Origin of the sequence: Amycolatopsis sp. EV170708-02-1 (assembly GCF_022479115.1) — a bacterium.
Taxonomy (GTDB): domain Bacteria; phylum Actinomycetota; class Actinomycetes; order Mycobacteriales; family Pseudonocardiaceae; genus Amycolatopsis.
On the sequence record NZ_CP092497.1, the window covers coordinates 3,504,130 to 3,515,969 of the forward strand.

Below are 11,840 nucleotides of genomic sequence, written 5' to 3' on the forward strand. Positions count from 1 at the left end.
GGTGCTGTCTCGTGAGTGGTTAGGACGGTTCTAACCGTCCTTCTCACTCACGAGGATTTGGCGGCGCCGGGAACCGAAGACGGCCTTTCGACGACTTGTGGGGCTGAATCGTGCGGCCCGGCGAGCGGAGAGAGATGCACTGGTACGAGGACGACGACCTGTGGGTCGGCTTCGCGGACGTGATGTTCCCGCCCAGCCGGGCCGCGGAGGCCGAACGCCTGACGGCCACGTCTCCGCTGCTCGAAGTCGCCGACGGCGCGAAGGTGCTCGACCTGGCGTGCGGTCCGGCGATCCACGTCGTGCCGCTGGCCAGGAGGGGCGCCGACGTGACCGGCGTCGACCTCAGCCCGGCGATGCTCGAACGCGCCCGCGAGGCCTGCGAAAGCGCGGGAGTCGCCGCGAAGCTGATCCAGGCCGACATGCTCGAATACACCGAGCCCGGCGCGTACGACCTGATCATCAACATGTACACGTCGTTCGGCTACTTCACCGAGCCCGGCGACAACCTCACGGTGCTGCGAAACGCCTACGCCAGCCTCGCGCCCGGCGGCAGGCTGCTGATCGACGTGCTCGGCAAGGAGGTGCTGGCCGGCTGGGTCGGACGGCCCAAGGCGGTCGACGTCGACGGCGGGACGGTGTTCATGCGCGACACCATCCTCGACGACTGGACCCGCCTCGAAACCGAGTGGACGCTGGTTCGCGGCGGCGAGGCGAAGCGGGCGTCGATCCTCTCCTTCTTGTACAGCGCCGCCGAACTGAAGGCGCTGTTCGAGACGGCGGGCTTCACCGGTGTCGAATGCTTCGGTGACTTCGACGGCTCGCCGTACGACAACCACGCGCGCCGCCTGATCGTGCGTGGTGAACGTGCCTGAACCGCTCCGCCTCTTCGCGGAACCGGAGGAAGACACGGCACGCCCGCTCCGGCTCGCCGGTCCGGTGCTCCTGCTGTCGGCCGCGCTCGTGCTCTCGCTGATTGCGGGCATCGCGCTCGGGCCGTCCAACGTCGCTCTCGCGGACGTCCTGCGTTACCTGGGAAAGGCGATCACCGGCGGCACCATCACCGGCGACGAGGTCACCGGGTACTCGATCGTCTGGCAGGTTCGTACACCCCGCGTGCTGCTGGCGGCCGTGGTCGGCGCCGGGCTCGCGGTGGTCGGGGTGGCCGTGCAGGCGCTGGTCCGCAACGCCCTCGCCGATCCGTTCGTGCTGGGGATCTCCTCGGGCGCGTCGGTGGGCGCCGCGGCCGTCGTGGTGTTCGGCCTGTTCGCCGGGCTCGGTGTGCTGGCGCTGTCGACGGCGGCCTTCCTCGGCGCGCTCGGCGCGACGGCGCTGGTGTATCTGGCCGCCCGCAGCAGATTCGGGCTGACGCCGTTGCGCCTCGTGCTCACCGGGGTCGCGCTCACCTACGCCTTCCAGGCCGTGATGAGCGTGCTCGTCTATCTCTCGCCGAACGGCCAGGCCGCGCAGACCGTGCTGTTCTGGCTGCTCGGCAGCCTCGGCTCGGCGACGTGGGCGTCACTGCCGCTGGCCGCGCTCGGGGTGGCCGTCGCGGTCGTGGTGCTGCTGCGCTACGGCACCGCGCTCGACGTCCTGTCCATGGGCGACGAGACCGCGATGAGCCTCGGCACCGACGCGGCCGCCTTGCGCCGCTGGCTGTTCCTGCTCACGGCGGTCGTCACCGGGTTGCTCGTGGCGGTCAGCGGGTCGATCGGGTTCGTCGGGCTGGTCCTGCCGCATGTGGTGCGGATGATCGCCGGTTCGGGGCATCGCCGGGTGCTGGCGCTCGCGCCGCTGGTGGGCGCGGTCTTCCTGGTATGGGTCGATCTGCTGGCCCGCACGCTCGTCGCCCCGGAGGAACTGCCGCTCGGCGTGATCACCGCGCTGATCGGCGTCCCGGTGTTCCTTGTCGTGATGCGGCGCCGCGGCTACGCGTTCGGAGGCCGATGATGTTGTCGCTGCGCGAACTTTCCGTCGAGGTGGCCGGGACGACGTTGATCCGTGAGCTGCGCTTGGACGTCGGCGAGGGCGAGGTCGTCGGTCTCCTCGGCCCCAACGGCAGCGGCAAGTCGACCGCGTTGCGCTGTGTCTACCGCGCGCTGGCCCCGTCCGGCGGCGCGGTCCTGCTCGACGGGACCGACATCGCCGAGCAGGGCTTGCGCGAAACCGCCCGCCGCGTCGCCGCGCTCACCCAGGACAGCCGAGCGGATCTGGACTTCACCGTCGAGGAGGTCGTCGCGCTCGGCCGGTCGCCGCATCAGCGCGGCAATCTCCGGCTTTCGGCCCGTGAACGCGCGCTGTGCCGGGAAGCGTTGCGGCGGATGGACATCACCCATCTCGCGCAGCGGAGTGTGCTGACGCTTTCGGGTGGCGAACGGCAGCGCGTCCTGGTGGCGAGGGCGCTCGTGCAGGAACCGGAGGTGCTGGTCCTCGACGAGCCGACCAACCACCTCGACGTCCGCCACCAGGTGGAACTGCTGAAGTTCTTGCGCGGCTGCGGGCTCACCGTGCTCGTCGCGCTGCACGACCTCAACCTCGCCGCCGCCGTCTGCCACCGGATCGCGTTGCTGCGCGCCGGATCGCTGGCCGCCTGCGGCACCCCGGCCGAAGTGCTCACGCCGGAAACCGTCCACGCCGTGTTCGGCGTCGAGGTCACCCAGGTGACCCATCCCGTGACCGGCGCGCTCCAACTGCTCTACGACCTTCCCGCCGACGAAACCGAGGGGATCTCACGATGAAGCCGTCCAGGGTGACCGCGCTCTTCGCCGCGGCACTGCTCCTGAGCGCCTGCGGTGCCCAGGTCGAGGCAGGGCCGACCGCGCCGGCGCAGGCCACGGTGACGAATTGCGGGGCACAGGTGACGTTCCCGGCGCCGCAGCGTCCGGTGGCGTACGACGTTTCCGGTGCCGAGAAGCTGTTCGCGCTCGGGCTCGCCGGCCGGATGCGCGGCTACGTGATGAACTCGCTCGGCGACCCGTCGATCGCCGGTTCACCGTGGAAGGACGACTACACCAAGGTCGAACGGCTCGGCACTTCGCGCGTCACCCGCGAGATCCTGGTCAACGCCAAGGCGGATTGGGTGATCGCGGGCTGGAACTCCGGGTTCAGCGAAGAACGCGGGATCACGCCGAAACTGCTGGAGCAGGTCGGCATCCGCAGTTATCTGCACACCGAGACCTGCTGGGAGTATCCCACCGCGAAGTCGGACGTGACACCGCTCGAAGCGCTCTACACCGACTTGCGCAACCTCGGCGACATCTTCGGCGTGCGGCAGCGTGCCGACGAACTGGTCGCGGAACTCAAGGGGCGCTTCGACAAGGTCCGCGCCGGAGCGCCGAAAACACCGCCCGCCAAGGTGTTCGTCTACGATTCCGGCACCGATCAGCCCTTCACCGCCGGAAAACACGCCGCCCCCAACGACATCATCGACGCCGCGGGCGGGACGAACGTCTTCCGCGAACTGCAGGACGGCTGGGGAAGCGTCGGCTGGGAAGCGGTGGTGAAGGCCGAACCCGAGGTGATCGTCGTCGTGGACTACGCCGACCGGCCCGCGCAGGACAAGATCGCGTTCGTGAAATCCTCGCCACAGCTGAAGAACACGCCCGCCGTGCGCGACAACCGGTTCCACGTCATCTCCTACGGCGACCTCGTGAGCGGCCCGCGCAACGCGGCGGGCGCCGAGTCGCTGGCCGCGTACCTGCGTTCGATCGGCCGGTGACCGCGATGTCCGCGCTGGTCCACGAACACGTCACCGACGCGATCAAGACGCCGTCGCTGATCCGGCTCGAACCGAACGTCGTGCTGATCCGCTTCGAAACACTGAAGGTCTACGCCGCGCTCGGCGCCGTCCGGTCGTTGCTCGCCGACGGATCCGTCCGAAAAGGACAGACGCTGATCGACAGCTCCAGCGGGATCTACGCGCTCGCGCTGGCGATGGCCTGCCACCGCTACGGCCTGCGCTGCCATATCGTGGCGTCGACGACCGTCGACCTCACGATGCGTTCGCAGCTGGAGATCCTCGGCGCGACGGTGGATCAGATGCCGCCGTCGGACGACCTCCGCCTCGACCAGCGGCGCCGGGTCGCGCGCGTGCGTGAACTCCTGGACCGGTATCCGGACATGCACTGGATGCGCCAGTACCACGATCCCGTGCACTACCTGGGATACGCCGAGGTCGCCGATCTCGTCGCCCGCGCCCTGCCGTCCGGGCCGCTCACCGTCGTCGGCAGCGTCGGCACCGGCGCGTCGACCGGCGGGATCGCGCGCTCGCTGCGCGAACGCGATCCCGATGTCCGGCTGACCGGGGTCCAGCCCTTCGGCAGTGTCACCTTCGGCAGCGAACGCTTCACCGACCCGGACGCGATCATCGCGGGTATCGGCTCCGCCATCCCGTTCGACAACGTCGACCACGAGCTGTACGACCGGATCCATTGGCTGGACTTCGCGCACGCCATGGCCGCGACCGTCGGCCTGATGCGCGAGCACGCCGTGTTCGCCGGGCTGTCCACCGGCGCCGCATACCTCGTCGCGGGCTGGGAGGCGGCGCGGAATCCGGAGCGGACGCATGTGGTGATCGGCGCCGACACCGGACATCGCTACACGGCAAGGGTTTTCTCCCGGCATCGCGAGGCGGTCGACCCGGCTTCGCTCGCGCCGCGCGAGATCGCTTCGCTGGACGAACTCGCCCTGCCGTGGGCCGCGATGGATTGGCGGCGCCGCCGATTCGGGAAACCTTCGCCGCGGTTGTACCGGAAGGAGCGGGCGTCGTGACCGTCGTCCTGTTGGAAGCACTCACCTTCGGCCTGGGCAGGCTGGCCGACGCGGCGGCGGAGGCCGGGCGGAAACTGGTGCTGTACACCGGAAACCGCGACATCTACCGCTACGAGCTCGGCGTGCTCGGGCCGGACAGGGTCGAGGTCGTCGACATCGACACCACCGACATCGAGGCCTGCGAAGCCGCCTTGCGCGCCATCCCGGATCTCGCCGGGATCATCAATTCGACGGATACCTGGGCGTTGCCGGGCGCGGAACTCACCGCCCGGCTCGGCCTGCCCGGCCCGGACGCGGCCGCCGTCCGGGTGCTGCGGGACAAGGGCGCGGTGCGCGATCTGCTGTACGAACACGGGCTCACCCGCGGCAGGCCGGTCCCCGTCATGGTCGCCGAAGAACTCGGCTTTCCCTTGGTGGTCAAGGACTCTTCGGGAACGTCTTCACGTGGGGTGTGGCTCGCCCGCGACCAGGCCGAACTCGACCGGGCGCGGCTGGAGGCGAAGGACACGCCGCTCAAGGGACATCTGATCGCCGAGCCGTATTTCGCCGGGCCGCTCTACAGCGCGGAAACCGTCACCTGGCAGGGGAGGACCCGGTTGCTCGGAATCCTCTCCCGCCAGTTGTCGCCCGAACCCGTGCGGCGCGAGGAAGCCGCCGCGTTCCCGGTGGCCTTCCCCGAGGCCGAGTACGCCGGACTCGCCGACTGGATCGGCCGGGTGCTCAAGGCCGCCGGCCACGAGCAGGGCTTCGCGCATACCGAATTCGTGCTCACCGCCGAGGGGCCGGAGGTCGTCGAGATCAACATCCGGATCGGCGGGGCGATGCTCGGCGAGGCGTTGTGCCGGTCGTTGGACACCAACGTCTATTCCGCGATGATCGCCATGGCGCTGGGCAAGGAGCCCGCCTTGCTCACCCGGAAGATCGGGGGAGGGCCAGGGGTCGGGTTCGTTCTGGCGTATCCCGCCGCGGAAGGTGTGCTGAAGGGCTGGTCGGGGCTCGACAGATTGCCAGGGCTGCCCGGCGCGCCGGAGTGGTATCCGACGGCGAGCCCCGGCGACGAGATCCGGCATCTCACGGATCAGCGGTCGTGCACCGGGATCGTCCTCGCCGAAGGGCCAACGGCCGAACTCGCACTGCATCGCGCGCTCGCCGCGGCGGGCGGGATCACGCCGGAGATCGATTCTTGAGAGTCCTCTCAGATGGATAGCTCTACTTTCTGCTTTGGGAAGTGGAACTATCCATCTGGAGGGAACTGTGGGCGAAGCAGTGGGCAGGCGCGCGGTGCTCGGAGGCGCGGCGGCGGCCGGGGTCGCGATGCTGGCCGCGAACACCGCCGTGGCTGGGGAAGACCGGCGACGGTTCGCGGGCAAGGTCGTGATCGTCACCGGGGCGACGTCGGGGATCGGCCGTGAGACGGCCATCGCCTTCGCCGCGGCCGGGGCCAAGGTCGGTTTCTGTGGCAGGCGGGAAGAACTCGGCCGCGGGGTCGAGCGGGAGATCCGCCGGGCCGGCGGGGAAGCGACCTATGTCCGGGCGGACGTCCGGGTCCCGGAACAGGTGCAGGCCTTCGTGGACGGCGTCGCCCGCCGGTACGGCAGGCTCGACATCGCGTTCAACAACGCCGGGATCCACCTCGGCAAGCCGCTGCACGAGACCTCTGTCGACGAATGGGAGGACGTGCAGCGCACCAACGCGCGGGGCGTGTTCCTCTCGATCAAATACGAGGTGCCGCATCTGCTCAAGGCGGGCGGCGGGGTGATCGTCTGCACCGCGTCGGCGCAGGCCGAGCAGACCAGGCCGGGGCACGCCGCCTACACCTCGAGCAAACGTGCCGTGCAGGGTCTCGTGCGCGCGGCCGCGCTGGACTACGGGGCGAAGGGGATCCGGGTGCTGTCGATCGATCCGGGGACGACGGACACCCAGCTGGTGCGTCCGCCGGGGATTCCGGACGACCAGTGGGCGCGGTTCAAGGAGGCTTGGGGGCCGCTGAACGTCCACGGTCTGCCCCGGATGGGTGAGGCGGCGGACATCGCTTCCGCCGTCCTCGCTCTGGCGTCACCGGATTTCGGCTATCTGACCGGGACTTCCGTGCTCGTCGACGGTGGGTTGAACACCGGGCGGCCGATGGTCATGCCGCCCGGTTTCACGCCGCCGGGCTGAGGGGTTGTGTTGCGGGGTGAGGCAAAGGTGGCTTTCGCAACCTCCGCGGCGGTGGGGGCCGCGAGTGGGCGGCCCGGGCGGTTTGCGAGGGCCCTTTGCTGCCTTGATGGCCGGATGCCCGTCGGCCAGGTGGGGCAAGGGTGGCGTGTGACCCTGCGTCATCGGAGGGCCGGTCATGCGCTGTCCTGAAGGTCGCCTTTGAGACGTCGAGAGTCCCAAAGGGGACCTTCAGGACGTCCGAACGCCCCTGGCCTGCGGGAAGAGAGCAAGGGACCTTTGCTACCACTCTGGACTCTCCCTGGGCGAAAGTCCGTGAGGGCCTCCTTCCCTACCCTCAAAGTAGGGAAGGAGGCCCTCACGGCATCGCCGACGTGGTTTCGACGCGACACGGGCGCGAGCCGGCCGCGAAGCCTAACCGCTCACGAGCCCCTCAAGCGGGCTTGCACTTCTTGGCCTCCGCGGCGGCGGCCATCAGCTCCGGTGTCTCGATTTTGAGCGCGGGCAGGAGATCGGGAGTGTCGGTGACCGGTTTCTGGGTGGCGTCCATCGCCTTGATGGCCGCGTCCATGGCGGCTTCGTTCCCGGACTTCTCCAACCGCTGCTTGCCCGCGGCGACCGCGTCCCTCGCGGCGGCGAACTGATCCACAAGGGACTTCTTCACCGCGTCGCCGCCGGGAATCGGCGACGGGGGCAGCGCGGCCAGATCGTCGACGGCCTTGCCCGCGAATCCCGCGCGGATCCCGAGTTCTTCCTTCAGTGCGCCGCGGGTCACCTCGGTTCCCGATCGCGGCTTGGTCGCGTAATCGCTGGAAGCCTTCATGTAGCCGTACACCGCGCCGCATACTCCGTCGAGCCAGGCGACGGTCTTGGCGTCGGGCCCGGCAGGCGCCGAGGACGACGGGGTGACGGTGACCGTCGCGGGGGCCGATGGCGGTTCCCCGGAACAGGCTGTCGTCACGAAAAGTGTCAGGGCGATGAGCAACAATTTTCTCTTCATGGGATCCCCTCCGGGGTGAACACGCGCCGGAGGGGCGGAGGGTTGCCCTCAGCCGCAGCCGCCCATGACCCGGGCCAGTTCCGCCGGCTGAAGCGGGGGCTCAGGTAGCGGATTCGCGGCGGGTGCCCGCATTCCGTCGAACAGTAGCGCGAGGTGCCGTCGCCAGGCCTCCGGGCGGACGGTCGCGGTCGCTTCCACGGTGCGCGCGATCCCCCATGTCACGAAGGCCATGTCTTCGAGGGTGAAGTCTTCGCGCAGGGCGCCGCTCTCCTTGGCGCGTTCGACGATCCGGGTCATGAGTTCGTAGCCGTGTTCGAGGTCCTCGGCCTGCGGTGGCCGCGTCGAGACCAGTTCGTTGTAGCCGTGATCGGCGGCCTGCAGTTCGCAGACCCGTTCGACGAACGAGGTCAAGCCGGTCCAGGCGTCGTCGAGGGAGAGCGCGTGTTCGGCCAGTTTCGCGACGGTCTCGGTCCGGTCGGCGAACACGGCGTTCACCAGATCCGCGCGCTGCGGGAAGTGGTTGTACAGCGTGCCGATGCTGACGCCGGCCGCCTTGGCGATCTCTTCGAGCGCGACGTCGAGGCCGCGTGCCGCGTAGAGCCCCCTGGCCGCCTCGATCAGCAGGTCGCGGTTGCGCCGGGCGTCCTTCCGCAGGGGTTTGGTCATGACCGCATCGTAGTCAAGTTGAAGGTCGCCTCAAGTTATGGGTATAAGTTGAGGAGCACCTCAACTTAACTTCGGAGGACAGATGACCAAGACACTCGCGATCTTCGGCGCCGGACCGGTGCTGGGACTTTCGCTCGCCCGCCGGTTCGGCCGCGAGGGCTTCCGGATCGCCCTCGTCGCGCGCACCACCGAGAACCTCGACGCGCTCGTCGCCGAACTCGCCCGCGACGGCATCGAGGCGAGCGGGTTCGTCGCCGATGTCTACGAACCGGATCGGATCGCCGCCGCCGTCACCGCCATCGGCCGGATCGACGCGGTCGCGTTCAACCCCGGCGGCGGGACCATGGGCGAGGGCATCGTGCCGGTGCTCGACGTGGATCCGGAGAACCTGCGGCTCATCCTGGACCGGTTCCTGGTGTCCGCGGTGGCACTCGTGCGCGCCGTCCTGCCGGACATGACCGAGCGCGGCGACGGCGCGATCCTGTTCACCGCCGGGCAATCCGGCCTGCACCCGGCGCCCTTCCTCGGCAACGTCGGCATGGCGCAGGCCGCGCTGCGGAACTACTTCCACAACCTGAACGCCGTGCTCGCGGACAAGGGGGTCTACGCCGGGGCCGTCAACGTCGGCGCGCTGATCGAGGGCAGCGTGCCCCATCGGGCACTCACCGCGAGCTCCATGGACTTCGAGCCCGAGGTGATCCACCCGGACGTCTTCGCCGACGCCTTCTGGAAGCTTTACGAGACGCGCGAAGCTCCCGAAGCGCTCGTCGGGTCTTTCGGGAGGTAGCCGTCATCCCCACGGAGTACGGGCGGATGTACCACTGTGGACGGATGTGACCGCCCGGCCCCGTGCCCACAATCGGGGAAACGGACAAGGGAGGCCACGGTGGGGAAGACGATCGTCGACATCAGCCCGTCGCTGGACGGGTACATGGCGGGCGAAGGCGTCGGTGTGGACGCGCCATTCGGGACCGCGGGACAGCGGCTCACCGCGTGGAGCATGGAGGACCCGGACGACGCCGACAAGTCGGCGGCCAGGGTGATGTTCGAGAACACCGGCGCGTTCGTCATCGGCCGGACACTGTTCGACGTGGGGATCGGGCTGTGGGGCGAGGACGGGACCTGGGGGATGCCGGTCTACGTCGTCACTCATCGGCCGGGACCCGATCTGGTGAAGGGACCGACGCGGTTCTCGTTCGTCGACGGCGTCGAGGAGGCGCTCCGGCTGGCGAAGGAGACGGCGGCCGGGCGTGACGTCGTGATCGCGGGCGGGGCGTCGGTCGTCCGGCAGGCGCTCGCCGGTGGCTGGGTCGACGAACTGCGGCTGCACGTCGTGCCGGAGATGGTCGGCGGCGGCACCCGCTTGTTCGAGGGGGTGAGTCCCGCGTCCCTCGTCCAGGTAAGTGCGGCCGCCGGAAGGCACGCGGTGCATGTGACCTACCGCGTCGAGGGGCGCGACTAGTTCACCGGCCGGGCTCGGGTGGGCTGACCAGGCCGTGCCGATAGGCCATGGCGACCAGCTGAGCCCGGTCCCGCGCGCCGAGTTTGCCCAGCGCGCGGCTGACGTGGGTCTTGGTCGTCGCCATGCTGATGAACAACCGGGCGGTGATCTCCGCGTTGCTCAGTCCTTCGGCGACGAGCGCGACGACTTCTCGTTCCCGCACGGTGAGTTCGGCGAACACCGTGTCGTCCACCGTCGGTGGCGCGGGGGTGACGAGCCGCGCGATCAGCCTTCGGGTCAGCCCGGGGGCGAGCAGCTCCTCACCGCCCGCCACCACCCGGATCCCGTGCAGGAGCTGGGCGGGTGCGGTGTTCTTGAGCAGGAAACCGCTCGCGCCCGCGGTGATACCCGCGACCGCGTACTCCTCGGTGTCGAAAGTGGTGAGGATGAGGACGCGCACCGCCGAAAGCTCCGGGTTCGCGGCGATACGCCGGATGCCCTCGATCCCGTCGGTGCCGGGCATCTGCACGTCCATCAGGACCACATCGGGGCGGAGCCGCTCGGCGAGGGCGGCCGCGGTGGCGCCGTCTCCGGCCTCGCCGACGACCTCCATGTCGTCCTCGGACTCCACGAGCACCCGGAAGCCCGCCCGGACCAGGGATTGGTCGTCGGCGATGAGCACCCGGATCGGCATCAGCGGTCCACCGGCAGCGTGGCGGTGACCTCGAAGGTCTCACCGGACCGCGCCGCGTGCAGGGTGCCGCCCAAGGAGGTGGCCCGCGAGCGCAGCCCGGAGATCCCGTTGCCCCCGGTGGGAGACGGGGCGCTCTCGCCCGCTCCGTCGTTGCGAACCCCGATCTCCAGCACGTCGTCACCATAGAGCAGGGAGACCCGGATCGACGTCGGCCGCGCGTGCCGTCGCGCGTTGGTCAGCGCTTCCTGGACGGTCCGGAACGCGGCCAGGTCCACCCGTGGCGGCAAGGCGCGGCGTTCGCCCGTCACCACCAGTTCCACGGGGACACCGGTCGCCCGCGTCACGTCCAGCAGGGTCTCCAGCCGCGAGAGGCCGCCGCGGTCGGCCGCGGTCCCGTCGACGCGAAGCATGCCGAGCAGCGCTTGGACTTCGGCCAGCCCTTCGTCGCTGATCGTCTTGATGGTGCGCAGCGCGGCCGCGCCCTGTGCCGGATTCCGTTCCAGCACATGGGTCGCGACGCCCGCCTGCACGCTGATCGTCACCATGGTGTGGCCCACCACGTCGTGCAGTTCGCGGGCGATCTCCAGCCGCTGTTCGGTTTCCCGCAACCGGTCTCGCAGTGCCCGTTCCCGTGCGCCCGCGGCGTACGCGCGGTGGTAGTGGACGGCGGAACCGAGTGCCACCGCGGCCAGTTCCAGCGAAAGCGCGTTCACCGCCCGGTCGTCGAACCACGCCACGCCGAGGGTTCCGTGCACCACGACGGTGGATACCGCGGCGGTGACCGCCCAGGCCGCCGCGCCGAGCCGCCAGCCGCGTTCGGCGGCGACGGTGTAGCAGGCGATCAGCGCCGCCACGGTGATCAGCCTGCCGGGGAAGTCGAGGACGAACCACGCCGCGACGATGGCGTTGACGGCCACGAGCACCCCGAACGGGAACATCCGGCGCGCGGTGAGCAACGCGGCCAGCAGCACGAGCAGGACGGCACCGAGCGGGCCGAGCGTGCCTTCCGGTCCGCTCGGCCCGATCCGCGTCACCGCCGAGACGGCCACGAGCGCCGCCACGCCGATCCCGGTCGCGGTCTCGGCCGTCGTGGGTCGTCTCACGCTCATCAGGAC

The 11,840-nt window shown here is 69.8% G+C and carries 13 protein-coding genes; 9 read left to right on the forward strand and 4 right to left on the reverse strand.

Going from position 1 to position 11,840, the window contains the following annotated elements; translation table 11 throughout:
• The first annotated feature begins 134 nt into the window (after positions 1-134).
• From MJQ72_RS16350 to MJQ72_RS16380, 7 genes are all read left to right on the forward strand, one after another.
• Complete coding sequence (locus MJQ72_RS16350; RefSeq protein ID WP_240599963.1) at positions 135-872, forward strand: bifunctional 2-polyprenyl-6-hydroxyphenol methylase/3-demethylubiquinol 3-O-methyltransferase UbiG; 738 nt, start codon at positions 135-137, stop codon at positions 870-872.
• Positions 856-1,947 (forward strand): iron ABC transporter permease, encoded by a 1,092-nt coding sequence (locus tag MJQ72_RS16355; RefSeq protein WP_240599964.1) that lies wholly within the window; start codon positions 856-858, stop codon positions 1,945-1,947. The genes MJQ72_RS16350 and MJQ72_RS16355 overlap by 17 nt, the downstream gene beginning before the upstream one ends.
• Positions 1,947-2,735: an ABC transporter ATP-binding protein gene (locus tag MJQ72_RS16360; RefSeq protein WP_240601344.1), complete on the forward strand. Its 789-nt coding sequence runs from the start codon at positions 1,947-1,949 to the stop codon at positions 2,733-2,735. Before MJQ72_RS16355 ends, MJQ72_RS16360 begins: the two co-directional genes overlap by 1 nt.
• Complete coding sequence (locus tag MJQ72_RS16365) at positions 2,732-3,715, forward strand: ABC transporter substrate-binding protein (protein ID WP_240599965.1); 984 nt, start codon at positions 2,732-2,734, stop codon at positions 3,713-3,715. Before MJQ72_RS16360 ends, MJQ72_RS16365 begins: the two co-directional genes overlap by 4 nt.
• Positions 3,712-4,767, forward strand: a complete 1,056-nt coding sequence (locus tag MJQ72_RS16370; RefSeq protein ID WP_240599966.1) for a cysteine synthase family protein — start codon at positions 3,712-3,714, stop codon at positions 4,765-4,767. The genes MJQ72_RS16365 and MJQ72_RS16370 overlap by 4 nt, the downstream gene beginning before the upstream one ends.
• Positions 4,764-5,954, forward strand: a complete 1,191-nt coding sequence (locus MJQ72_RS16375) for an ATP-grasp domain-containing protein (protein ID WP_240599967.1) — start codon at positions 4,764-4,766, stop codon at positions 5,952-5,954. The genes MJQ72_RS16370 and MJQ72_RS16375 overlap by 4 nt, the downstream gene beginning before the upstream one ends.
• 67 nt (positions 5,955-6,021) lie before the next feature.
• A complete protein-coding gene (locus MJQ72_RS16380) occupies positions 6,022-6,927 on the forward strand; it encodes an SDR family NAD(P)-dependent oxidoreductase (protein WP_240599968.1) in 906 nt (301 codons plus the stop codon).
• A 430-nt stretch (positions 6,928-7,357) separates the two neighbouring features.
• Here the strand turns inward: MJQ72_RS16380 and MJQ72_RS16385 are convergent, their stop codons facing one another.
• Both MJQ72_RS16385 and MJQ72_RS16390 read right to left on the reverse strand, forming a co-directional pair.
• Complete coding sequence (locus tag MJQ72_RS16385; protein WP_240599969.1) at positions 7,358-7,924, reverse strand: hypothetical protein; 567 nt, start codon at positions 7,922-7,924, stop codon at positions 7,358-7,360.
• Between the two features lie 48 nt (positions 7,925-7,972).
• On the reverse strand, positions 7,973-8,590 hold the full coding sequence (locus MJQ72_RS16390; RefSeq protein ID WP_240599970.1) for a TetR/AcrR family transcriptional regulator: 618 nt from the start codon (positions 8,588-8,590) through the stop codon (positions 7,973-7,975).
• An 82-nt stretch (positions 8,591-8,672) separates the two neighbouring features.
• Between MJQ72_RS16390 and MJQ72_RS16395 the strand changes: the two genes are divergently transcribed.
• A complete protein-coding gene (locus MJQ72_RS16395) occupies positions 8,673-9,377 on the forward strand; it encodes an SDR family oxidoreductase (RefSeq protein WP_240599971.1) in 705 nt (234 codons plus the stop codon).
• 99 nt (positions 9,378-9,476) lie between these two features.
• Complete coding sequence (locus MJQ72_RS16400; protein ID WP_240599972.1) at positions 9,477-10,052, forward strand: dihydrofolate reductase family protein; 576 nt, start codon at positions 9,477-9,479, stop codon at positions 10,050-10,052.
• A 1-nt stretch (position 10,053) separates the two neighbouring features.
• Here the strand turns inward: MJQ72_RS16400 and MJQ72_RS16405 are convergent, their stop codons facing one another.
• Positions 10,054-10,725 (reverse strand): response regulator transcription factor, encoded by a 672-nt coding sequence (locus MJQ72_RS16405; RefSeq protein WP_240599973.1) that lies wholly within the window; start codon positions 10,723-10,725, stop codon positions 10,054-10,056.
• The gene (locus MJQ72_RS16410; protein WP_240599974.1) at positions 10,725-11,834 is read right to left on the reverse strand and encodes a sensor histidine kinase; all 1,110 of its coding nucleotides are present in this window, start codon (positions 11,832-11,834) and stop codon (positions 10,725-10,727) included. The genes MJQ72_RS16405 and MJQ72_RS16410 overlap by 1 nt, the downstream gene beginning before the upstream one ends.
• Between the last annotated feature and the right edge of the window lie 6 nt (positions 11,835-11,840).